This window comes from Photorhabdus antumapuensis, assembly GCF_020387775.1.
Taxonomy (GTDB): domain Bacteria; phylum Pseudomonadota; class Gammaproteobacteria; order Enterobacterales; family Enterobacteriaceae; genus Photorhabdus; species Photorhabdus antumapuensis.
Genome location: NZ_JAHZMK010000014.1, coordinates 89147 through 113993 on the forward strand (window position 1 = coordinate 89147; position 24847 = coordinate 113993).

At 39.5% G+C, this 24847-nt stretch carries 19 protein-coding genes and 4 tRNA genes; 16 read left to right on the plus strand and 7 right to left on the minus strand.

What is annotated here, in order from left to right; translation table 11 throughout:
• Positions 1 to 42: 42 nt before the first annotated feature.
• The 4 genes from pyrC to KZ793_RS04960 form a co-directional block, all read right to left on the minus strand.
• Complete coding sequence (gene pyrC, locus KZ793_RS04945) at positions 43 to 1095, minus strand: dihydroorotase (RefSeq protein ID WP_225814028.1); 1053 nt, start codon at positions 1093 to 1095, stop codon at positions 43 to 45.
• Positions 1096 to 1312: 217 nt separating this feature from the next.
• Positions 1313 to 1388 (minus strand) — tRNA-Asn (locus KZ793_RS04950).
• 265 nt (positions 1389 to 1653) lie between these two features.
• A tRNA-Asn gene (locus tag KZ793_RS04955) sits at positions 1654 to 1729 on the minus strand.
• Between the two features lie 241 nt (positions 1730 to 1970).
• Positions 1971 to 2046: transfer RNA gene (locus tag KZ793_RS04960), tRNA-Asn, on the minus strand.
• A 708-nt stretch (positions 2047 to 2754) separates the two neighbouring features.
• Between KZ793_RS04960 and KZ793_RS04965 the strand changes: the two genes are divergently transcribed.
• Positions 2755 to 3831 (plus strand): hypothetical protein, encoded by a 1077-nt coding sequence (locus tag KZ793_RS04965; RefSeq protein ID WP_225814029.1) that lies wholly within the window; start codon positions 2755 to 2757, stop codon positions 3829 to 3831.
• 143 nt (positions 3832 to 3974) lie between these two features.
• On the opposite strand, the gene KZ793_RS04970 is transcribed toward KZ793_RS04965, so the two are convergent.
• Both KZ793_RS04970 and KZ793_RS04975 read right to left on the minus strand, forming a co-directional pair.
• Positions 3975 to 4050, minus strand: a tRNA-Asn gene (locus tag KZ793_RS04970).
• Positions 4051 to 4193: 143 nt separating this feature from the next.
• Entirely contained in the window at positions 4194 to 4700 is a 507-nt protein-coding gene (locus KZ793_RS04975) for a YlaC family protein (protein ID WP_225814030.1), read from the minus strand.
• A 483-nt stretch (positions 4701 to 5183) separates the two neighbouring features.
• Between KZ793_RS04975 and cspE the strand changes: the two genes are divergently transcribed.
• From cspE to cheZ, 15 genes are all read left to right on the plus strand, one after another.
• Positions 5184 to 5396 (plus strand): transcription antiterminator/RNA stability regulator CspE, encoded by a 213-nt coding sequence (gene cspE / locus KZ793_RS04980; protein WP_011146114.1) that lies wholly within the window; start codon positions 5184 to 5186, stop codon positions 5394 to 5396.
• A gap of 448 nt (positions 5397 to 5844) precedes the next feature.
• Entirely contained in the window at positions 5845 to 6543 is a 699-nt protein-coding gene (locus KZ793_RS04985; protein ID WP_225814031.1) for an MgtC family protein, read from the plus strand.
• A 623-nt stretch (positions 6544 to 7166) separates the two neighbouring features.
• Positions 7167 to 7349 (plus strand): hypothetical protein, encoded by a 183-nt coding sequence (locus KZ793_RS04990; RefSeq protein WP_225814032.1) that lies wholly within the window; start codon positions 7167 to 7169, stop codon positions 7347 to 7349.
• 2550 nt (positions 7350 to 9899) lie between these two features.
• Positions 9900 to 10250 carry a flagellar transcriptional regulator FlhD gene (flhD, locus tag KZ793_RS04995; RefSeq protein ID WP_036775787.1) on the plus strand — a complete coding sequence of 117 codons (351 nt, stop codon included), beginning with the start codon at positions 9900 to 9902 and terminating at the stop codon, positions 10248 to 10250.
• A gap of 3 nt (positions 10251 to 10253) precedes the next feature.
• Positions 10254 to 10835, plus strand: coding sequence for a flagellar transcriptional regulator FlhC (gene flhC, locus KZ793_RS05000; RefSeq protein ID WP_118984432.1), 582 nt, complete (start codon positions 10254 to 10256; stop codon positions 10833 to 10835).
• Positions 10836 to 10970: 135 nt separating this feature from the next.
• Complete coding sequence (motA, locus tag KZ793_RS05005) at positions 10971 to 11858, plus strand: flagellar motor stator protein MotA (RefSeq protein WP_225814034.1); 888 nt, start codon at positions 10971 to 10973, stop codon at positions 11856 to 11858.
• Positions 11855 to 12850 carry a flagellar motor protein MotB gene (gene motB / locus KZ793_RS05010; RefSeq protein ID WP_225814036.1) on the plus strand — a complete coding sequence of 332 codons (996 nt, stop codon included), beginning with the start codon at positions 11855 to 11857 and terminating at the stop codon, positions 12848 to 12850. Before motA ends, motB begins: the two co-directional genes overlap by 4 nt.
• A gap of 2 nt (positions 12851 to 12852) precedes the next feature.
• Complete coding sequence (gene cheA / locus KZ793_RS05015) at positions 12853 to 14898, plus strand: chemotaxis protein CheA (protein WP_225814038.1); 2046 nt, start codon at positions 12853 to 12855, stop codon at positions 14896 to 14898.
• A 53-nt stretch (positions 14899 to 14951) separates the two neighbouring features.
• Complete coding sequence (gene cheW, locus KZ793_RS05020) at positions 14952 to 15449, plus strand: chemotaxis protein CheW (protein WP_015834820.1); 498 nt, start codon at positions 14952 to 14954, stop codon at positions 15447 to 15449.
• Between the two features lie 167 nt (positions 15450 to 15616).
• Positions 15617 to 17311 (plus strand): methyl-accepting chemotaxis protein, encoded by a 1695-nt coding sequence (locus KZ793_RS05025; protein ID WP_225814040.1) that lies wholly within the window; start codon positions 15617 to 15619, stop codon positions 17309 to 17311.
• 53 nt (positions 17312 to 17364) lie between these two features.
• A complete protein-coding gene (locus tag KZ793_RS05030) occupies positions 17365 to 18999 on the plus strand; it encodes a methyl-accepting chemotaxis protein (RefSeq protein ID WP_118984428.1) in 1635 nt (544 codons plus the stop codon).
• Between the two features lie 6 nt (positions 19000 to 19005).
• A complete protein-coding gene (cheR, locus tag KZ793_RS05035; protein ID WP_225814042.1) occupies positions 19006 to 19893 on the plus strand; it encodes a protein-glutamate O-methyltransferase CheR in 888 nt (295 codons plus the stop codon).
• Positions 19886 to 20938: a protein-glutamate methylesterase/protein-glutamine glutaminase gene (locus tag KZ793_RS05040; RefSeq protein WP_225814044.1), complete on the plus strand. Its 1053-nt coding sequence runs from the start codon at positions 19886 to 19888 to the stop codon at positions 20936 to 20938. Before cheR ends, KZ793_RS05040 begins: the two co-directional genes overlap by 8 nt.
• 194 nt (positions 20939 to 21132) lie before the next feature.
• The gene (cheY, locus tag KZ793_RS05045; RefSeq protein ID WP_118984425.1) at positions 21133 to 21522 is read left to right on the plus strand and encodes a chemotaxis response regulator CheY; all 390 of its coding nucleotides are present in this window, start codon (positions 21133 to 21135) and stop codon (positions 21520 to 21522) included.
• Between the two features lie 9 nt (positions 21523 to 21531).
• Positions 21532 to 22182 (plus strand): protein phosphatase CheZ, encoded by a 651-nt coding sequence (gene cheZ, locus KZ793_RS05050; protein WP_225814046.1) that lies wholly within the window; start codon positions 21532 to 21534, stop codon positions 22180 to 22182.
• Between the two features lie 495 nt (positions 22183 to 22677).
• Here cheZ and KZ793_RS05055 read toward each other — a convergent pair whose 3' ends face one another.
• Positions 22678 to 24081, minus strand: a complete 1404-nt coding sequence (locus KZ793_RS05055; RefSeq protein ID WP_225814048.1) for a carbohydrate porin — start codon at positions 24079 to 24081, stop codon at positions 22678 to 22680.
• Positions 24082 to 24847: the final 766 nt, after the last annotated feature.

The following is a 24847-nucleotide window of genomic DNA, read 5'->3' on the forward strand; positions in this document are numbered from 1 at the left end:
ACTATGTAAATTAATGGGGATGATGACCATCCCCATGTTATATCAGTCTGCTACTTTCACATCCCAGCGGGCATCTTCGCCAGCCAAGAATGGAATAAGTTTTTCATTATTGCAATCAATGTGTTCAATTACGGTAGAAGGTTTGCGAGTTAGTTCGATAAAGCCTTCATTGACAGGTAGCCCGTAAAATTTAGGGCCATTAAGTGAACAGAATGTTTCAAAATGCTGTAATGCATTCATCTCCTCGAACACTGTTGCATAAGCAGGTAACGCTGATGGTGCGTTAAAGACGCCGGCACAACCACAGAAAGACTCTTTCTTGTGTTGTGCATGTGGTGCTGAGTCTGTGCCTAGAAAGAAGCGATCACAGCCACTGGCGACGGCTGCCCGTAAAGCCTCTTGATGCACATTGCGTTTCAGCACAGGCAGACAGTATAGGTGTGGCCGAATCCCCCCAACCAGCATATGGTTGCGATTGAACATGAGATGCTGTGGAGTTAATGTTGCTGCCAGATTGTTATTGCCTTCCAGCACATATTGTGCGGCTTCTTTGGTAGTTATGTGTTCAAACACAACTTTCAGTGCTGGGAATTGATTACGTAGTGGCTCCATGACTTGTTCAATAAAACGGGCTTCTCGATCAAAAATATCAATATGAGAAGCAGTAACCTCACCGTGGACGAGCAGAGGCATCCCCAGTTTTTCCATCGCTGCTAATAGTGGATAAATATTCTTTATATCAGAGACACCGTGACTTGAATTGGTTGTGGCATTGGCAGGATAGAGCTTACAAGCGGTAAAAATGCCTTCTTTATAACCTATTTCTATCTGAGAGCTTTCAGTCGTGTCAGTAAGATAACAGGTCATAAGAGGCTGGAAATTATGTCCTTCGGGAATGGCTGCCAGTATTCTGTCTCTATAAGCCTTGGCACTGACCACTTCTGTAATCGGAGTAAGCAGATTAGGCATGACGATAGCCCGGCCAAAGTAATGACTGGTGTAGGGAACGACAGTTTTTAGCATTTCACCATCACGAAAATGGAGGTGCCAGTCATCAGGGCGGCGGATTTTTATTGTGTATGATTCAGTGGTCATGAGAAACCGGCTCCAGTATATATGATAGGAACGAAGATGCTGAGTTCAGCATATCCAAGCCGGGAATGGATGATAAAGCTAAAATGGTTGAATAGCTATTAATGAATATAATTTTTAGAAAAAAACTTAGCCAAATCAACTAGGTTAGGGTAATCAGAGGTGGATTTTCTTATAACAAAGGAAAAAATGAAATATGAGGGTAAAAAAGAGATGAAGTTGGCTCCTCCAACTGGACTCGAACCAGTGACATACGGATTAACAGTCCGCCGTTCTACCGACTGAACTATGGAGGAACTCCTTCACAACGGGGCGTATATTAGTGATATGCTTCGGCTTTGTCAAAGTAGAAAATAACAAAAAGAGTTTGTTTGCTGGCAAAATGCACTTGTTGTTATATTTTTATGCTAATTAATTGATGGTTGATGGAATTTTATTCCATTAATGTAAGTTGAATCGAATTACTGTGCTTAATCTTAATGTTGTGAGTAAATAGTTGGGAGAATTAAGTAGAGAAGTCAGAATAGCAAAAATCCCGCATTAAGCGGGATTTTCATAATTTGGCTCCTCCAACTGGACTTGAACCAGTGACATACGGATTAACAGTCCGCCGTTCTACCGACTGAACTATGGAGGAACTCCTTCACAACGGGGTGCATATTAACGATATGCTTTTGCTTTGTCAAAGTAGAAAATAACAAAAATGGTCTATTTGCTGTCAAACTGAACTTTTTGATCTATTTTTATGCCGAATAAGGCTTATTTGCTGGAGATGTATGCTATAGAAGTCGGTTGATTAGAATTGTTATATTATGTTGTAAGCAACTACTGGAATTAGGGAGGCAAAAAGCCCGCATTTAGCGGGCTTCTTATGAATTTGGCTCCTCCAACTGGACTCGAACCAGTGACATACGGATTAACAGTCCGCCGTTCTACCGACTGAACTATGGAGGAATTGTCCTTGACAACGAGGCGAATAATATCTGGGTATTTTGGGCTTGTCAAAGGGGAAAAGTAAAAATTGAGTTTGATTGGTTAACTGATGTTCAATAATGATGTTTTTTACCATTTTTTGGTCAATTAAATTTTTCAACTCAAGAAATGCGAGAGTTAACTGATATTTACCCATGATAATTAGATGGTGAAAATATCATCTATATTTTTATTTGGAAAATAATTAATAATGAGCATTGAAAATATAATTAAATATATATTAGATAATTTTATTTTTGTGTTATTTATGATATTTATATATTACATGATAATTTTCCTATTTTATCTGTTTTAACAGAACACTTATTGTATTTTGATATTTATTAGCGGATTTACTTGTCTATAATTCTTAACTGAAAAAGTAATTTTGTATTTGATCTCTGATTTGGCAAGCATGATATTAATCCACGCCAAAGAGAATGTTAAAGAACTTGCCATTAATAATAAAATATCATTTTCTGCTAGTGCACTAAGATATTATCGATCTAATAATATATTTTTATATGCATATAAAATTAAATTAATAAAAATTATTTCAGAAAATATTTTAAATTAAATAATTGGTAAGGAGGTAAAAATAATTTTAAATATAAAATAAGTAAATAACATTTTCCCCGAAAAGAGTGGCTAATTTTCTGGTGATTTTTATAAAACAGATGAGGAGAAGTCATGAATTTTTTAATTAATACTGATGTAACTAACTGGGTTTCACATAAAGACTGGTTTAACGTTCCATTACGATTGTTTGTAGTTCTACAGGATGATGATGGTTCTGTATCATTAGAAAATCACAAAAGTAAAGTGGTGGTGAACGGCTTGAATGAAGGCGAATATGAAATCGTAAATAACAATAGCGCATTTGATCCCATTAGTAGAGCGTCTGAAATATTAGTAAAAATCAAGACAGATCAGAGAGTTAATGCTACAGTTGGTTTTGATGTTGAAGTAACGGATGCGAGTGGTGGTGTGGTAGCGAAAGTCGCTCTGAATCGATTTAAACTGAAGTCAGTAGGATTGGCAGCACCTGTATATCCGGCACATTATGATAATGTTATTAGCGGTGATGATATAAAAGCAGGAGTTAAAGTACTTTTTACTGATTCCAATATTTTAGATAAATATGAACTGAAATTTGTTTTTGATAATGATAATGTTGAAATGGTTCCTGGTGTGCAAAATAGCGGTGATATTCGTAGTTTGCCTGTGAAAAATGATCTCCTTACTCAAGGTAAACATGATAGCCTTTACTATACTATTAGCGAAAGCGGTGCTGCTAGATTTTCTGCTATTCAACGTGTACTTGTAGAGCTTGATGAAGATTCTGCAACAGTCCAAGTTCGTCGTGATTTAGAAGTGCCTTATATTGAAGAGTATGATGAAAATAGGGGCCGACCAATTGGTGAGAGTATTATTGATTATGACATCAATATTTTGGTCAACGATGTTAAACTTAAAGATAAGAAGTTGAAAAAAGGTACAGTATATATAAGGGGGTATTCTGCTAATAATAGAGATACAGGAGCATTAGTATTAAAGATAGATTCTTTACAAGGTAGTGAAGATAATATTTTCCGGTTAGCTGTAATTAAGCCTGAAGAAAATGCTGATGGTCAACCGGGTGGAGTTGATTTCTTTAATTATATAGGTAATGGTCAGGTAAAAATTCACTATGAAATATCATTTGTTGGTGAAGTGAATATATTACATAAATCTAAAGAGAAGATTTACAAGGTAGCTCTGGACTGATTATTTTGGTGCCGGCGAATGTGTTGTTGCTTATATAGAAAAAAGCCCAATTCTCATTGGGCTTTTTGCGTGCTAGCCATTTTTTGCATACTGGCTATTTCATGCGTATTAGAGATTCTCTTTAGCATCTCCAGACTTGAATTTGGCTCCTCCAACTGGACTTGAACCAGTGACATACGGATTAACAGTCCGCCGTTCTACCGACTGAACTATGGAGGAATCGTTCTTGAGAACGGGGCAAATACTAGTGATGAATTGAAAATCTGTCAACGCAAAAAGTTTATTATTTTGTTATTTGCTCGTCATATGAGCGCATTGTTTTATAATTGCGCTATTTTGTTGAAGTTAAGTACTTTTGTTCATTATCGGCTATTCATGATCGGTAACGATGTTGCTATATGTGATTGTTCAGGAAACGCCATGATATAAACATCATAAAAATGAATTTCACCTTTCATTTGTATAATGCGTTTGATTTCATCTTTTATTGCCAGTGGAACATGAGGGTGGGAACAAAGCTCTTTGATTGCGCAGTCTGAGATTTTTTCGCTGACGAACCATTCGCCGTTGTAACATACTCGTAAATCAAGTACGCCGATATCATCAAACCGATATATAGGTTTGATTTCGAGTAGTAGAACCGCCGACATAATAATGAAGAGTACTGTAAAAGCTAGCAGTGAAAGTAAACTAAAATATGGGGCGTACCAGATAAGTGCAGCGAGAAACAGGTAGGATATAAGCATAGCTAGGCAAAGATAAGGATAGTTGCTGATAAATTGGTTGTTAAAACGGGGTTTACCATCACGTTGTTCTTCAATGTTGATTCGTTCAAGATCCTGAATCAGTATCTGTTTAATGATATTCATATATTGACCTGATTAAGCAAAGGAAAAGTGAAATATTTTCATAACTATTTGTCCTCAAGGTTAGCATGGGGGAGGCGATCTTACGTAGATCAGTTGTTTTATTTTAATCTGCCAATTGTTATTGACTAAGACTAACTCTAATGCTTTCATTAAGATAAAGGTTGAATAAATCAAAAAAATTTATAACTAATGACGTTGTTTGTTAAATTATTGCTTTAATAATGAGCATTGATATTTTTTTTAAAACACCAATGCATAAAAAGGTTGCTATTCCTTTTCTATCATGAGTTAATGCAGCCGGCCTGATAAACAGACCTACTTTATGTACGACATCTTGAGTTAATGAGTTATGTGTAAGTGTTATCCTCAGATAGCCTTTGTTGACGCGTTTCCTTCTTAGTGCCTCCATAAGTAATAGCTGATATAACTGGCCAATACATGCCCAATGGTGGCAAAATTTTTTTGATATATAGGAAAGTCACAATGTCTGACAAAATGAAAGGTCAAGTGAAGTGGTTCAACGAGTCTAAAGGCTTCGGTTTCATCACCCCAGCTGACGGTAGCAAAGACGTATTCGTTCACTTCTCTGCCATTCAGGGTAACGGTTTCAAAACTTTGGCAGAAGGCCAGAACGTAGAATTCACCATTGAAAATGGTGCGAAAGGTCCAGCAGCAGCAAACGTAATGGCTATCTGATTGCTTGGATGATTTTGAAACCCGTCACTATTTTCTATAGTGACGGGTTTTTTCTTTACTAAAGTCATATCCTTCTTTACTTATTAATTACTCCTGATTATACTTCGTACAAATTTTATTGGGGAGATAGCCATTGGATAGTCAAAGTTTTCAGTTAAATAGACAATAAAACGGCAAGCTATTTCCTTCCGATTTGCTGCTTGCCAAATAAAGCGGGCAGTACCACTCAAAATATCTGAGCTGTACTTACTCAAAGAATGGTGTTATCCGGTACTTGGTCAAGTAGCCGGGATAGTATATTGAGTTTTTATTATGCTGTTATATATTTACGCTTTGTTACCTCCGGGTATGGACAGAAAATAGGGCTGAATTAAACATTCAGCATACATTTCTGTGTGCAAAATAAATGCACATGATTATTTATCCATTTGGTTGTATGGAGAATGTCATGTTAATAACTCCTTTTGTCTTTCATTTATTATCGGCTATGTGCTTTGGCGCATTAATTGGTGCTGAGCGCCAATGGCGTCAACGTATGGCAGGTTTAAGAACCAATGCATTAGTTGCGACCGGTGCAGCAGTTTTTATCCTCAGTTCAATAACAACTTCACCCGATAGTGCTGGTCGTATTGCTGCACAAGTTGTTTCAGGCATTGGTTTCCTTGGTGCGGGTGTCATTATGCGGGAAGGTATGAACATTCGTGGATTAAATACCGCAGCAACCTTATGGTGCTCTGCTGGAATTGGTGTGCTGTGTGGCCTCGGACAATATTGGCTAGCTGCGATAGCAACCGCCATTATTCTTTGCGCAAATATATTGTTACGTGAAGCGGCTCAACGTATTAATTTACAACCCAGGCAGCAGGCTATTGATCAAGTACAGTGTTATAAAATTCACGTAGTGTGTGACAGTGATGATGAAATTCTGGTGAGAACTTTGGTGTTACAGGCTCTCAATGGAGTATCTGTGAGGTTACAATCACTGAATTTCGCTGATAGAGTTCAACTTGGAAAATTTGAAGTGTGCGCTGAAGTGTTAGCAACACTGGATGAGCAAAAAGAGATAGAAGCAATTGTTTGTCGTATAAGTCTGGAAAAGAGCGTTAGCTCAATAAACTGGAAAATTGTTTCTGAACTACCGATCTGAAAATCTTTTGTGTAAAACAGCAATCACTAGTTTGATAAGGAATCACCGTTGACAAATGGGGTTTCGTCATCAGAAACAAGCAAGAATGATTGATCGAATATCTTGTACTAGGTGACATTATGTTCTTGCTGCTATTTGAGGCAGATATGCGAAGTGGTACTAGTCAAATAGTTACTGTTGTTACAATTAATCTATTGTTGATTAATGGCTTCTCCAGGTAAAAGTCGTTTGATGCGGTATTTTTAGCCTTGGTTATTGTTACTGGATTGCTATTCTCATATCAGAATTTAGTCATGATAAACCTGATATAGGTATCATACGCGGGTACAGAAAAATTGATGAGTTGATATTTAATTTGGTTCGCCATCAGTTGTTCATTATTGCTCAGAATTTTCAGTGAAAATATCAATTATTTTCAAAGGATAAGTAGAAGAAATGATCTAAGTTTGTTCTTATATAAGAGTAAAATAGATAATAATTCTGCTTGATGAAGAATGTCGTGAAAAAATAATGGAGGTAGTTAATGGTTACCATCAGACAAGATTTTAGAGTATTAATTTAACTGTTCGATATTTATCCGATGATAAAGTAAAAACGCTTGTCATCTTTATGGTGATGAAAGAGTGATGATATTACAGGAGTTGCTAACTTTCTTTGAGTCAGTGGAGGGGAGTGCAGTCCCTGTTATTTCTGTATTAAGAGAGAGTGGCGCAGCAGCAAGAGTTCTTACCGAGGATAATTCTGCTATTACTGTCAGGATTTGTCATGATGTAGGGTTAGAATTCAAAGTTATTTTAGCGTTCTAACAAACAGAGCTGATGGTTACTGAAATCTTGAGAAATGAAATCAGATTGGTATTTAGTAAACTGTGCATCGTAAAAATCCTGTATTGTAAAAGAACGGGCATGCAGTTGATTTCTTGATAATAACATTAATAATGCTGTGGTATTGAGATACGCTGGTGTAGGAGTTTTTGTTAGCAAAGGTACAGATAGTGCAAAAAAAGCGATAGATATTACTAGGCTTGATAAAGAATTTAGGGGTGTCAAATGAAGGTCCGTTAAGAGAAGAGAGGCGAGTGGGAGTATTATCAACTGCTTGAATATAACGGCAAGTTTGAACTTTGGTAATGTTTTTTTAATGTTGATTACCAGAGCCTTTATTCCATTTTTTTGGTGCAAAATATTCATTTACTAGTACAAGATCTGATGTGTGATATTTCTTGGTTTTTTTACATTGGGATAAAATGGATTAAACAGTTCCTGAGAAGATCATTATAAATGAGGTATTAAAAATGTTGAATATTCTATGGTACTGGCGGAGCCAGTTTGTTTCATTTCTGTTTTATAGATATATATTTTGATATTGATGATTTTTTTAGTGAAAAATTTTGTGCATAAGGTTTTATTTTAGCCAGATTAGTGTATTGAATTGTTATTTTCTCAGATATCTTTTGTTCATATATTGCGCGTATAAAGGATGTGTTTTGTCCAAAAAACAGATACATTTCCAGTGTTATTGATTACATAATTGATAATGATTCTCGATAGCTATATTCCCTTCTTGTTTGATGAACTATTGGGTTTAGAGCCTTTGTTCTGAGGGTATTTCTGTGATTAGGTTAGGTTGTAATCGGTTGTTGCATTAAACTGTCATGTTTGATGAATAGTTATAATTACTTGGAAAATTATCACTATTATTTATATGGGGAAATAAATTTCTTATCAAAATCCTATTCTTTTCATCTTTCTTATGGAATGTTAGGGTATTTATATCACCAATGATTATTAATTTCATTATTCTGGTGGGAAATAATATTGATTTTTATCTCTATTCCTATTAATTATTTTTGCAATAAATTTCAATTAATTATTTTGTTCCTGTAGAGTTAATTGTTTTATCTATTTTTATCATTTAAGGAAATGACGTTTTTGATATATATTAATGACGTTATTAGCTATATTCTTTATATGTATAAATAATGTTTTTGTGATGATGATCGTAAATATTACATGAAATAATGAGAAATGGGAAAAATGACTTTTAATATTTCATTTGATTTGTATCATAAGAATATGAATTCTGAAATAGCGTGTATTTTTTATTTAAATATTAATATGTAAACTATCTGTTTCTTGTATTATATAAATGGCGGTGATTTTATTTATGATGGATATTTGATAAGGTTATATATTTATGTAATTTGGACGTTTTATTTCTGGAATTGTATCTCTTACAGAACTTTAAAGCAGATTGTAAGGATAATAAATCATATTCAATTAGTTTAAAATGACTAATGTTTTTAAAATATATATATTGGACATATGTAAATTTAATTAATAATTAATTTGAGGCATGAAGACTAAAGATGAAAAAGATAAAGTAATCGATAGAGGGGTTTTGCGTATTATTATATTATGAGATATGCTATTTGATAAGTTTTTCTAATTAATTTTGCTGCTGTTTGGGTTGTCAGGAGTTGAAATAGACCGATTTTTCTGGCTGTCTCTATACTGGATATTGATTGTTATGCAATCAATAAGATGTTGTTATAGTTGTTTTTTTATTCATTATCTTACTGTATTTTATGCTATTTTTGTATGGTTAGTGTTATCTGTACATGGTGGTATGCATTTTTAGTTAAGCCTTTTGGTTAAAAAAGGTACAAATCTAAACGAAAAGTGATCATACCAGTATCTTTTTTGCAACCAAATTTTACATAAACTTAATCTGTTTTATCGTACAAATGGAGATGCCGGATCTCAGAATAAGATTATTGTTTACACTTATTACTCAAGGATAAAACTGTCTTTTTTAGTGTTAGTTTGACTCAGGATAGGATTTTTTATCGTTATTTTAAATTTATAAGTTTAATAGATCGTATAAAATCAAAAAATATATCTAATATTTTTATTTAGATAATTTAACTTATTAAAATTGAGAATTCGGATTTTATTTAATTGTTTGAATAGTTAATGAGCAATTCATCGATTAAATGCATATTAAAAGCCCTTGTTTTTGTGAGTTATGTCACATAGTATTTAAAATTGCGTCCTCTTTCCGTTGTATAAGTCGATGATTCAGGAGTAAAGTTGTTCTGCATTAAGAATATTCTTAATCGCCAATGAAAAATGTTATATCAGGTAACGCAATATTATTTTTGCAACTCACTACCGTAATATTTTTGAAGTTGGATGAATCAAAAGTAATACAAAGGATGGTTACTGCTCTGACTAACCCTGTATATTTTAGTTATGTAAGAGATTATTAATCCCTAAGCTATTTTAGGAATTTTTTCACGAGTGGTTTTTCGAACACTTAACTGATTTTTTAATGTAATCGGACGGGATAGAGAAATGAGTACGGTTGAATTGCTCAAACATATTTATGACATAAATTTATCGTATTTGCTTTTAGCTCAGCGATTAATTAACCATGAAAAAGCGTCAGCGATGTTCCGTTTAGGTATTAGCGATTCTATGGCTGATACGTTGTCTGAATTGACATTACCTCAGTTGGTCAAGCTCGCTGAGACTAATCAATTAGTCTGTAATTTCCGGTTCGAAGACAGTGAAACTATTCAGCAGCTTACTAGGGAATCCCGAGTGGATGATTTACAACAAATACATACAGGCATTTTGTTATCTACTCATTTGTTTCAGAAGTTATCTTCGAAAGACGATACGTCAGTGAAAAAAAGAGCATAAGAGATGGCCGAGAAAAGTATAGTTCAAGAAGCTAAGGATATACAGTTGGCGATGGAACTCATCACTTTGGGGGCACGGTTACAACTGCTTGAAAGTGAAACACAATTGAGCAGAGGGCGACTAATTAAGCTTTATAAAGAATTGAGGGGGAGTCCTCCGCCCAAAGGGATGCTGCCTTTTTCAACTGATTGGTTTATGACGTGGGAACAGAATATTCATTCATCAATGTTTTATAATGCCTATCGTTTTTTACTCAAGAGTGGTTATTGTGAAGGTGTAGAGGCTGTTGTTAAAGCGTATCGACTCTATCTTGAACAATGTCCTCCTGTTGAAGGGGACGCACCGGTTTTGGCGTTGACTCGTGCCTGGACGTTGGTACGTTTTGTGGACAGTGGCATGTTGCAACCTTCACAATGTCGGACCTGTGGTGGAACTTTTATTACTCATGCTCATCAACCTGTGAATAGCTTTGTTTGTAGTCTTTGCCAACCGCCATCACGTGCAGTAAAAAAACGTAAACTTTCCCTTGAGTCTGCCGATACTAATTCACAACTGCTGGATGGACTTGCTCAGCACGCAGTGTGAATTTAAATGGGAAAATTATTCCTACAGGTTACAGATTTTACTTTTTCTCTTGTAACCTGTATTGAAACCACAACCATTCTGGATTCAAACTGCTCAACTTCCCATCCGCTCACCAACTTAGCTAAAGGATATCGCGTGTTAGTATTTTTAGGATATATCGTAGTTTTTGGGGCGGTAATCGGTGGTTACCTGATTGTAGGTGGTCATTTAGGCGCACTTTATCAACCCGCTGAATTTTTAATTATCACTGGTGCTGGTATCGGTGCTTTCATTGTTGGTAACAACGGAAAAGCGATTAAGGCAACATTGCGTGTTTTGCCAAAGGTAATGCGTAGATCTAAATATAACAAAGTGATGTATATGGATCTGATGGCGCTGCTTTTTCGGTTGTTAGCAAAATCCCGTATGCATGGTGTCTTAGCATTAGAGCGAGATATCGAACATCCTCAGCAGAGTGATATTTTCACCCAGTACCCGCGTTTGCTTAAGGATAAGCATTTGATGGATTTTATCACTGACTACATGCGATTGATTGTGAGTGGCAATATGAATCCTCATGAAATTGAGGCTTTGATGGATGAAGAAATTGAAACTTATGAGCAGGAAAGCGAGATTCCGGCAACCAGTTTGATGATGGTTGGAGATTCTCTTCCTGCTTTTGGTATTGTCGCTGCTGTTATGGGGGTTGTTAATGCCTTGGGTTCGGCAGATCGCCCGGCAGGAGAACTTGGCGTGCTGATTGCTCATGCAATGGTTGGGACATTCCTCGGTATTTTGCTGGCATATGGTTTTATCTCGCCACTGGCAACATTGTTACGTCAGCGCAGCGGTGAACATCTTAAAATGATGCAATGCATTAAAGTGACATTATTATCCAGCCTGAATGGTTATGCTCCACAAATTGCTGTGGAATTCGGTCGTAAAACACTCTACCTCACAGATCGCCCTTCTTTCACTGAGTTAGAAGAACATGTTCGCCGGGTAAAAGTACCTGTCCCGCAAGAAACTGAAGAACAGGCATGAAGGCGCGTAACGTCTCTGTCATTAGGGTAAAAAGACGTAAAAGGAATGGCATCAAACATCATGGTGGTTCATGGAAAATTGCTTATGCTGATTTTATGACCGCCATGATGGCATTTTTTCTGGTTATGTGGTTGTTGGCAATTTCCAGCCCACAAGAACTGACTCGAATTGCAGAATATTTCCGTACCCCGTTACACGTTGCAATCAATAAAGGGGAGCGTAGCAGTGATAGCTCTAATCCTATTCCAGGAGGAGGGGAGGATGTGCTTCATCAGGAAGGTGACATTCTGCGTCAGGTTGAAGTCGTTGAAGCTAATAATGAGGCTCGTAAATTAAATAGGCTGCGTGAGCAACTCGATCAGTTGATCATTACTGATCCCCGCCTTAAAGCATTACGTCCACATCTGTTGATTGACATGATGGATGAAGGGTTACGTATCCAGATTATTGACCGAGAAAACCGGCCAATGTTTATGGTTGGTAGTGCAAAAGTTGAAAGTTACATGAGTGACATTTTGCGGGCTATTGCCCCAATCCTGAATGATATTCCCAATAAAATCAGCTTGTCTGGTCATACTGATGACTTGAAATATGCTAATGGTGAGCGTGGTTACAGTAACTGGGAGCTATCCGCAGATCGAGCGAATGCATCAAGAAGAGAGTTGTTGATCGGGGGATTGGATGAAGAAAAGATATTGCGTGTTGTTGGCATGGCTGCGACGGTTCGTCTGAAACAGGAAGATGCCAGTGCGCCAGTTAACCGTCGCATCAGTATCTTGGTGCTCAATAAACAAGCGGAAAAGCGGATTGAACAGCAAAACACCGGCAGCGATTCCTTGATTATTAATGATAGTAAGGAAATTCACGAGGCGATTGGAAAGGATTTGGCTGAAAGTAGGCCAGCACAACAGTCCAATGAAATCACAGTATTGGCTCAACCAGCATCACTGAGTGCTGAACCTAATCGTGTACCGGCTAAGGTGACAGAGTAACAATGGATATTACCGCGTTTTATCAGACCTTTTTTGATGAAGCAGACGAATTGCTGGAGGATATGGAGCAGCATCTATTGCAGCTCGATCCTGATGAGCCAGATCGGGAGCAATTGAATGCTATTTTTCGTAGTGCTCACTCAATAAAAGGTGGCGCTGCGACTTTTGGTTTTATCAAACTACAGCAAACCACGCATGTTCTGGAAAATTTGCTGGACAGTGCCAGACGAGATGAAATGAGTCTGACGACTGATATTATCAACCTGTTTTTAGAAGCGAAAGATATTATGCAGCAACAGTTGGATGCCTATAAAAGTTCTCAGGAGCCGGATGAAAGTGCGTTTACCTACATCTGTGAGACTTTGCGCCAGCTTGCATTGGAAGTACAGAGAGAGAATGAAGGCGGTGTTGAGTCTGTCATGGATGCGGTGATGCCAGAGGTGCCTGAATCTGAGCCAGAATTAAAATCGGAGCCTGCTGCGACTGAAAACCAGCAAGGTAGAGTTCGGGTTCATCTTTCTGGTTTGAAAGAGCGTGAAGTTTCTCTGATGCTTGATGAGCTGAGTAATCTGGGGGAGGTTTATGATACTGAACAGACTAGGGATAGTGTTGAAGCATCATTAGTAACATCAGCCACGGAGGACGATATTACTGCGGTGCTCTGTTTTGTTATTGAACCGGAACAGATCACTTTTTTGCCGGTAGTTGAACCCAAAGACAAAGTTAAAAATAAAGATACAGCTAAAGTTGTTAAAACAACTACGCCGGAAAAAGGTTCCACACCGCCGGCTGGACGTCCTGCACCGATACCTCCGGCTGGATCGCCACGTCAACGGGCAGAATCTTCCAGTATTCGAGTTGCGGTTGAGAAGGTTGATCAACTGATAAATCTGGTTGGTGAATTGGTTATTACCCAATCTATGCTGGCTCAGCATTGTAACGCTCTTGAACCGACTTTGTATGGCGATTTGCTAAATTGTATGGTGCAGTTACAGAGAAATTCCAGAGATTTGCAAGAATCTGTGATGTCTATCCGTATGATGCCAATGGAATATGTGTTCAGCCGTTACCCACGTTTAGTCAGGGATCTTGCTAGCAAGCTGAATAAAAAAGTGGATCTAACTTTGGTTGGCAGTTCCACTGAGTTGGATAAGAGTTTAATCGAGCGCATTATTGATCCGCTGACTCATCTAGTCCGTAACAGTCTAGATCATGGTATTGAAGAGCCGGAAGATCGGCTTGTTGTGGGCAAACCTGAAACGGGCAACTTGACACTTTCTGCTGAACATCAGGGCGGGAATATCTGTATTGAAGTTGTGGATGATGGTGCCGGGTTGAACCGTGAAAAGATTCTGGCCAAAGCGATATCACAAGGGCTATCAGTCAGTGAAAACATGAGTAACGAAGAGGTTGCGATGTTGATTTTCGCGCCTGGTTTTTCCACGGCTGAAGTTGTAACAGATGTATCTGGCCGCGGTGTAGGAATGGACGTGGTTAAGCGAAATATTCAGGAAATGGGAGGGCAAATCCAGATTAACTTCCAGGCAGGTAAAGGGACAGTGACTCGGATTTTGTTACCTCTGACACTGGCAATCCTTGATGGTATGTCAGTGAAAGTGAATGGCGAAGTGTTTATTTTGCCGTTGAGTGCGGTAGTCAGTTCTCTTCAACCGCAGGAAGAAGATATTTATCCCTTGGCGGGAGATGAAAAATTATTGCATGTCAGAGGAGAATACTTGCCACTCATTAAGTTATATCGAGTTTTTGATATTCCTGATGCAAAAACAGATCCGACGAAAGGGATTATTGTGATTGTACAAAGTGCTGGCCGTCGTTATGCCTTGCTGGTTGATCAATTAGTTGGGCAGCATCAAGTGGTTGTGAAAAATATCGAAAGTAACTATCGCAAAGTACCCGGGATCTCCGCTGCCACCATTATGGGAGATGGCAGTGTGGCGTTGATTATTGATGTTTCTGCCTTGCAGCAACTCAATCATGACCAATTGGCACTCAGCAAAGCTGAGTTATTAGCAAAAAATAAGCACTGAATGGGGGAGTATCCCCATGGAAAATCGTCAATCTCACAGTAAAAGGTAAGATCATGTCGGCCATAGAAGCGTTTAATAAATTGTCAGGAGAAACTGCCGGGGAAGGATATCTGGTTTTTACCCTGGGTGATGAAGAGTATGGTATCGAAATACTGAAAGTACAGGAGATCCGGGGCTATGATCAGGTCACCCGTATTGCAAATACTCCGGCATTCATTAAAGGGATAACTAATCTGCGTGGCGTTATTGTGCCTATTATTGACCTGAGAATTAAATTTGCCCAGGAAACGGTTACCTATAATGATAATACTGTTGTTATTGTTCTGAATCTGTTAAACCGAGTGGTTGGTATTGTCGTTGATGGTGTTTCGGATGTTTTATCGCTCAAAGCTGAGCAAATCTGTCCGGCGCCTGAATTTGCAGTAACATTATCTACCGAATATTTAACAGGATTGGGTTCACTTGATGATCGTATGCTGATTTTAGTGGATATTGAGAAATTGCTTAATAGCGAAGAGATGGCGTTGGTCGATTCAGTGGCTAAAAACTAATCATTAAATGTGACTGCCATCATCGACAGATGGTAGTTATTTTTTGTCTGTATTCCCGTAAATTCCAAACCAGAAAAAATATTCAAATTTCTTTTATTCGACCAGTAAAGTTTCCCTTGATGATGCCGATAACAGAGCCATGCTGATCTATTGTAAAAAGGGAAAACATGTTTAACCGAATGAAAATAGTGACCGGACTGATGGCGGTCATCATATTATTTGGTGCTCTGCAATTTATATCCGGAGGGCTTTTCTTCCATGAGTTGAAAAGTAACAAGGAAAATTTAGAAATACTGGATAAAATGCGGGAACAGCAGACATTTTTGAATGACACTTGGGTTAATTTGTTACAGGCCCGTAACAGTTTGAACCGTGCTGGCATTCGTTACATGATGAAAAAAGACGAGGGAGTCGATAATTACTACACACTGGAGCAGTTACTGACAGATACCAGAAGTAACCTCTCTATTGCAGAGCAGCGTTTTGAACAATACGAACAGACCGCTAAATTGCCTATTCATGAATCAGAAAGTCTTAATCGCCTTAAAAAAGCCTATGATGTTTATATTTCAGCGCTTCATGAGCTTATTGTGCTGCTTGAACATGATCGGTCGGTAGAATTTTTCAACCAGCCAACGAGCAAATATCAGAGTGCTTTTGAGGAAGAATATAACTTCTATTTGACTCAAAATGATCATCTCTATTCTGATGTGGTATTTGATGCAGATATATCCTACAGAAATGCGATAATTATGTTGGGTATTGTCATACTGATTCTGGTTTCAGCCATGATTTTTAGTTGGGTTAGCATCAAACATAGTTTACTGAATCCGTTAAACAAATTATTGGAGAACATTAAGGCGCTTTCCACCGGTGATTTGACACAAAATATTACTGTTTTAGGCAGAAATGAGATGAGTACGCTGGCTGTTGGCCTGAAGCATATGCAGAAAGAATTTATCACTACTGTCAGTAGTGTTCGTCAAAGTAGTGAAAGCATTTATGATGGAACCAGTGAAATTGCCGCCGGAAATAATGATCTCTCTTCGCGTACTGAGGAACAGGTTGCTTCTTTGGAAGAAACTGCCGCCAGTATGGAGCAATTGACAGCAACTGTACGCCAAAATGCGGAAAATGCTCTTCAGGCAAGTAACCTGGCTGATAGTGCTTCTGAAGTTGCACGCCAGGGCGGAAAAGTCGTGGCGAATGTTGTACAGACAATGCGTGAAATTGCCGGTAGTTCTCAGAAGATTTCCGATATTACCAGTGTTATTGATGCTATTGCGTTCCAGACTAACATTTTGGCGCTGAATGCCGCAGTGGAAGCTGCACGTGCCGGTGAACATGGGCGAGGTTTTGCTGTTGTGGCAGGAGAAGTGCGTAACCTTGCACAGCGTAGTGCTGAGGCAGCAAAAGAGATCAAAGCATTAATAGAAGATTCAGTAAGCCGCGCGGATACAGGTTCTGTCTTGGTTGAGAGCGCAGGTGAAACAATGAATAACATTGTCAGTTCAGTAACCCGTGTAACTGACATTATGGGTGAAATTGCATCTGCATCCGATGAACAAAGCAGAGGGATAACTCAGGTTGGCCTGGCTATCTCCGAAATGGATCGTGTAACACAACAAAATGCTGCTTTAGTTGAGCAATCCGCGGCGGCGGCGGCGGCTTTGGAAGATCAAGCGGCTGGATTGAAGAAACTAGTTTCTCTGTTCCAATTACCGAATCTTGGCGATAAATCTCAACCCGAAATGAAAATTGAGCATTTGCCTGTGGCTAAGACTCCTCCTGCTAAATCGAATCCACTGGTGTTGAAGAAAGCCAACAATGTGGAAGAACAAGCTAATTGGGAAACATTTTAAAACACTAAGCGATAACTACGGCTGCACATGCAGCCGTTAACAGAGGTGATTACATGTTAGGCAGGCTTCGTATATCAACCAGTTTATATCTGTTACTGATGATGTTTTGTGTAATGCAGATAATCTCAAGTGGTTTATCACTTGGAATTATTCACGCAGATCAGTCTTATATTGAACGGATTGATCTGGGAACACAGAAGAGGGATACCTTAGGGTTGAGCTGGGCAGCTCTGCTGCAATCGCGTAATACACTTAATCGAATCGCTGTAGGGAAAACGCTGCAACAATCTGAGGATCATATTGGCAGTATGGTTGCTAATGTTAAGGAGACCTTAGATAGGGCTGAGATGCATTTTGCCGAGTTTATTGCGCTGCCTAAATTAAATGACGAGGATGGTAGTAGTGTATTGCTGGCTTCAGTAGAAACCAGTTATAAGGAATATATCAAAGCGCTTAGAGAACTCTCGGCTTTTTTAGAAAGTGGTAATTATGATGCATTCTTAGACCAGCCGACAGAAAAGTATCAGCAGCAACTTGAATCTGATTTCAATCATTATATGCAATATATCGGTGAAGAGATTACAACCGCCGTTCAAGATGGTCGTCTTTATTACCAAATTTCAGTTGCCATGTTTGCCGGTGCGATCTTAATGGTACTGGCTGTTGCCTGGGCGGCTCATTGGTGGTTGAAAAAGAATCTGCTCAGACCTTTTGCCAATATGCGTAGTCACTTCCAGAATGTTGCGGAAGGAAAACTTAATAAAGAAGTTTCTGTTTTCACTCAAGATGAAATTGGTGAAGTGTTCCTCAAATTACGTGAAATGCAACGTTCACTGGTTAATTCCATTACTTTGGTAAAAGAGAATACTAATTTGATGTATAGCGGTATTCAGGAAATTACTCAGGGTAATACCGATCTCTCTTCCCGCACTGAAGAGCAAGCTGCATCACTGGAAGAAACGGCAGCCAGTATGGAACAACTGACTGCAACTGTGCGTCAGAATGCGGAAAATGCTCGTCAGGCCAGTGAATTGGCAGTATCTGCATCGAAAACAGCCTCTAAAGGGGGCGAACTGACAGTTGATGTTGTGGAAACAATGGATGCAATTGCCAATAGCTCACAGAAAATCAGTGCCATTATCAGCGTTATTGATGGTATTGCATTTCAGACCAACATTTTGGCCCTGAATGCGGCAGTAGAAGCCGCCCGGGCAGGTGAACAAGGCCGAGGTTTCTCTGTTGTTGCTGGTGAAGTGAGGGATCTTGCTCAGCGAAGTGCCGAAGCAGCGAAAGAGATTAAGACATTAATTAGTGAATCCGTTCAGCGGGTAAGCCAAGGTTCCGAGTTGGTTAGTCATGCAGGGAAGACCATGAATGAATTGGTCGTTTCTGTAAACCAGGTCACGGATCTGATGGCTGAAATTGCTGCGGCATCTGATGAACAAAGTCGGGGGATTCATCAAGTAGCACAAGCTGTTACACAGATGGATCAGGTTACTCAGCAGAACGCCGCATTAGTTGAACAGTCAGCCGCAGCGGCGGCGGCACTTGAAGACCAGGCCGATATTCTGGTGAAAATAGTGGCACAATTTGAGTTACCCGATAATTCAGAAAATAAGCTTGAAAATGAACTTTCACTGACGCTGAGGTCTGCGGATAGCGAAGGGACAGTCAATCAGACTCGCTGAGGCCAGATGAAATCAAATTTAATTGCTTCAGCGACAAGCTTGCCGTCTTCGCCACTGAATCACATGATTCAGCGTTATACCATGTCAGATGCGCATTTTGAGCGCATCTGCCAGCTCATATATCAACGTGCGGGTATTGTGCTGGCTGCACATAAACGGGAGATGGTTTACAACCGTTTAATTCGGCGTTTGCGTACACTTGAAATACGTGATTTTGGGCAATATTTGTTCATTCTTGAAAATGACATGAATAGTGAGGAGTGGCAGGAGTTTATCAATGCGTTGACAACTAACCTGACGGCTTTTTTCAGGGAAGCTCATCATTTTCCTCTGTTAGCTAAACATGCAAGTAAGAAGAGTGGATCGTACCGGGTATGGAGTTCAGCGGCATCGACAGGAGAAGAGCCATATTCGATTGCAATGACGCTAAGTGATGTTTTAGGGGAGCGTTTTCACCAGGCAAAAATTATTGCCAGTGATATTGATACCCATGTATTGGAAAAAGCACGCAAAGGGGTTTATCGACTGGATGAATTGCGCCAACTGACCGATCAACAGAGAAAACGTTACTTTTTTAAAGGTATTGGATCTTATGAGGGTTATGCTCGTGTCCGGCCCCAACTTGCTGACATGGTGACATTCCAGCGTCTAAACTTGTTAGATTCCAATTGGCCGTTTGAAGAGAAATTTGATGCCATCTTTTGCCGTAATGTTATGATTTATTTTGATAAAAAGACGCAGGAACGGATACTGCGCCATTTTGTTGCTTTGTTAAAACCTGATGGATTGCTCTTTGCAGGGCATTCTGAAAATGTCACTCAAATAAGCCGGGAATTCTACTTGCAAGGACAGACCGTTTACGGTGTAGGCCGGGCAAGGAGAGGTCATGAATAAAATAACTGTTCTTTGTGTCGATGATTCAGCGCTTATGCGTCAAATCATGCGAGAGATCATCAATAGTCACCCGGATATGGAGGTAGTGGCTTGTGCGCCAGATCCACTGGTAGCACGTGATCTAATTAAAAAGCATAATCCACAAGTACTCACACTAGATGTTGAAATGCCACGCATGGATGGTATTGATTTTCTAGAAAAATTAATGCGCTTACGGCCAATGCCGGTGGTTATGATCTCTTCTCTGACCGCCAAAGGTTCTGAAATCACATTAAGGGCATTGGAACTTGGTGCTGTTGATTTTGTAACCAAACCTCAATTAGGTATTCGTGAAGGAATGCTGGCTTACAGTGAACTTATTGCGGAGAAAATACGAACAGCGGCACAGGCCAAACTATCTGTGCCAATAACCACACCGGTAAGTTCTGCTCCTTTAAGTTTTAAGCCTTTGTTATCCAGTGAAAAACTGATAGCAGTAGGCGCTTCTACTGGAGGAACGGAAGCAATAAAGAATTTGTTGCAACCGTTACCTGTCACCAGCCCAGCACTCCTTATTACTCAACATATGCCACCTGGTTTTACCCGTTCTTTTGCTGAACGATTAAATAAACTTAGCCAAATTACCGTAAAAGAGGCTGAAAATGGTGAACGGATTTTGCCGGGGCATGCCTACATTGCTCCGGGTGATCGCCATATGGAGCTATGCCGTAATGGTGCTGATTACCAGATTCTGATCACCGATGCACCGGCTGTTAATCGTCATCGTCCGTCTGTGGATGTGTTGTTCCGATCAGTTGCTAAATTTGCCGGGAGGAATGCTGTCGGAGTGTTACTGACCGGCATGGGCAGTGATGGTGCGGCAGGTTTACTGGAGATGAAGCAAGCTGGAGCGTACACGTTGGCGCAGGATGAAGCAAGTTGTGTGGTATTTGGTATGCCAAGAGCGGCAATACAAATGGGGGCGGTGGATGAGGTCATGGATATACTCAAAATGAGCAAGAAAATGCTGGCAAAAATAAGCTCGGGGCAAGCTGTCCGTATTTAACGGCTATCGAATATACCCTATGGATTTCAAGATGCATCGCGACGGCAAGGGAGCGAATCCCCGGGAGCATAGATAACTATGTGACCGGGGTGAGTGAGCGCAGCCAACAAAGAGGCAACTTGAAAGATGACGGGTATAAATTTAATTTTTTAAGCGGCTCTGCGCTGACTGGTAAATAATTTCAAGGAGTTTTTATGGCGAATAAGGATCTGAGATTTTTGGTGGTTGATGATTTTTCAACCATGCGTCGCATTGTTCGTAATCTTTTAAAAGAATTGGGCTTTAATAATGTAGAAGAAGCTCAAGATGGGGTAGAAGCCTTGGCTAAGATTCGTGCATCTCAATTTGACTTTATCATCTCTGATTGGAATATGCCCAATATGGATGGTTTAGAGTTGCTAAAAATCATTCGTGAAGATGCCCAATTGGCTAAGATACCGGTTTTGATGGTGACCGCAGAAGCGAAGAAAGAAAATATCATTGCAGCCGCGCAAGCCGGGGCCAGTGGTTATGTTGTTAAACCTTTTACCGCAGCTACTTTGGAAGAAAAGCTCAACAAAATATTTGAAAAACTGGGCCTCTAAGGAGACATAATGAGTGTAAATCCAGTCATGCCAAGGGATGAGACCATTAGTGCCAGTGAAATTATCAGCCGTATCGGCCAGCTTACGCGTATGTTGCGTGATAGTTTACGTGAGTTGGGATTGGATCAAACCATTGCTCAGGCTGCTGAAGCAATCCCCGATGCAAGAGAACGCCTGGACTATGTTGTGCAGATGACAGCGCAGGCGGCGGAGAGGGCACTTAATTGTGTTGAGGCGGCTCAACCTCGTCAGAATGAGTTGGAAGCATCGGCAATATCATTGACTAAACGTTGGGATGAGTGGTTTGAAAACCCAGCTGAATTGCCAGTGGCGCGTTCTCTGGTGATGGATACCCGGAATTACCTCAATTCGGTACCTGAACATACTGCTTTCACTAACGCTCAACTGCTGGAGATCATGATGGCACAAGACTTTCAGGATCTTACCGGTCAGGTTATCAAGCGGATGATGGATGTTATTCAGGAAATAGAAAAACAGTTGGTCATGGTATTAATGGAAAATATGCCAGCTGATCAGATAGCGAAAACTAAGAAAGAGGCTGACAGCTTGCTAAATGGTCCGCAGGTGAACCAAAACGGCGTGGGCGTTATTGCTAATCAGGCTCAGGTTGATGATCTACTGGATAGCTTAGGTTTCTGAATATACCCAATGGATTTCAATATAGATCGCGACGGCAAGGGAGCGAATCCCCGGGAGCATAGCGAACTATGTGACCGGGGTGAGCGAGTGCAGCCAACAAAGAGGCAACTTGAAAGATAACGGGTATAAATATCACTATTTTTACGGCGCCCTTCATTTTCCCAAATAACGCAAGCCTGGTTATGACTAGCAATGAAACCAGTTTGCGTAAAATGTAAATATTGAGAATTTGAGAAAAATAAGCGACATCTTTTTACCTACCATTGGAGGAATACCTGGATAATAAAGTGAAATATTTTCAGAAAAAATATTATCCAGTCGTTTAAGGTCATACTGATTCATTGAACTGAGAAGCTCCGCGGTTAATTCACCTATTCGGTTCATCATGTTTTGTCCTCTGTTTTATTTATTTGCCAGTATGATCGCGTTAAAAATTTAGATCTGGTTGACTACTTCAATTACGGTTATGCCGATAACGGAGGCCATTAACCTACATCAGAAGAGATATTTAAATCTGGCGCGTGCGCCGTAGCGTCGGCCATTATTATTGGTGATTTTGTTGTTAGCATTTGCCTCCAGCATAGAGACGTAGGCGCCAAGATAGAGATTAAAGTTTTTCATATTCATGATGCTAGGAATCTGATATGACATATGGATGGTATTTATATCGTATTTACCCGGCTCACTGAATGGGTGATTAATATGTGCGGTCGTATCGTCAGTATTGAACGCTTTGATATTGTTGTGGGCATAGATATAACCCAGTTCGAAACGATGCCACATCACATTGATTCCGGTAGTGAAATTGTGTTCATCCGAGGCATCCAGATAGGCGGTGTTCAGGTTAGCGACAATGCCGTCATCAGGATTGGTCACCAGACCGTTCCAACTTAGTGTCATGCCGTAACCATTGCGTCTGGATTGATCGATCCATCGCCCTTGGTCATTCTGGTAGCCATAGGCGTTATTGACGATATTACTCTCCATCGCTATGGCAGCACTGAATTGGTCTTTTTTCCAGGCGGCTACTGGACGCAAATAGGCGACATTTTTTTTATTTTCCAGCGTGTTGCCGTGGTAGGTGTTGTTTTGGAATAGTGAAGTGCCATCTTCGAATAGAGTATTGAGTTCGAAATACCAATTGCCAGCGTATTTACTCAGCATTAGGTTACCACCGCTGTTACTGCGGCCACGTCCTTCTTTCATCATATAGATATAGCCGAAACCATCGGCATATAAATCGTTGGCGGTATTACCAGAATACTGAATAAAAGTATCTTGGTTGAGTGGGAACATATCGTAGGCTTCGAAACGCCCGATTTTTGCCAGCCAGTTTTTCTCATTGCCGAAGAAGAAAGCGGCGTCATCGAGATTCATTTTGCCAGTTATGTCGGCCAACGGTTGCACGCTAAAGCCGGCAAAGTTGTTGTTTTGATCGCGGCGGTAACCGTCCAGCCCGATCAAGATGCGGCCATTAATATTCCAACGCTCTTTGTCACCAGGTTTCCAGTCTTTATTATCGCTGGTTTTAAGTGAAGTAAGCTGACCGGTTCGGCTAGTGCTGTCAAGATTGAATTCTACATCGCCGTACAATTTTAGATCGGCGAAATCATTCAGTTTCAAGTTTTTGGTTGATGAAGCACTGTTTTCCAGCGGAGTAGTGCTTTGTGCTATTTGTATGGTCTGTTGTTTGGTTTCGATAGTGCGCTGTTCTAGTTGCTGTGCGCGTTGCTCGGCGGCAGTGGCTCGTGCTTCCGCTTGGGCAGCCCGCTGTTCTGCTTGTTGCAGTCGCTGTTCCAGTGCATCCAGGCGTGCCTCGATGCTATTGGCGGGTGATGCAAGGGCAGCGGCTGAAAATATTAATCCTGGTGTGACAATCAGATAGTGAAGGTTTTTCATGATATGTACCCTTTTGGGATATGAGTTATTATATCGTAATTAAATTATCAAGCTGGTTTTTTTGGACTAAAAGATAATTGAGTTGATTAGCAGATCGCAATCAAGTCGACTAACCAGATGAAGCTATTGTGATCGAATACTCAAATTCGGCATGAAAGATAAGTAACGGTGGAATGGATATCTACCATCAAGTGTTCAGGTTCAGGTTTGCGTTTGCAAGATCAACGGAAATGATTGGCATGGTGCGAAAGTGCTGGAGTTGTTTGTCAATGTTAAACAAAGGGGCTGTCAAAGCCGTTGTTATTTGAAATGAGAAAGAGTATCTAAAGTAGAAATAATTGCATTAATTAATCACTCTTCGAAGTATGAAAATTATATCTGCATTTGATTCTATTATTTATGGAAATAATTATATAACATAGAGATAAATTCATTAAAATCAACATCTTGGAAATTATATTTTATCTTATCATTTTTTTAATTTACTATTTGAATGGTTGGTAATACATTCAAAAGGTTATGAAATATATTTTTATATGTTGATATCCTACTAATTGCATTATAGTATCAGCGCTGTTTGGGATGATAATTTCATAGTAATCATATAGTTAAATTTTTTGCTGCCCTTTTTGTGATCACTCCCGCATTACTACAGTTTTTTTTATGATAAAACATGAGAGATAATAAGCTAAATTTTTATAAAATATCAGGATTGATGCTGGGTGATTTCGTCAATTCAGTTTTATCTATTGTTCGATATGAGGAG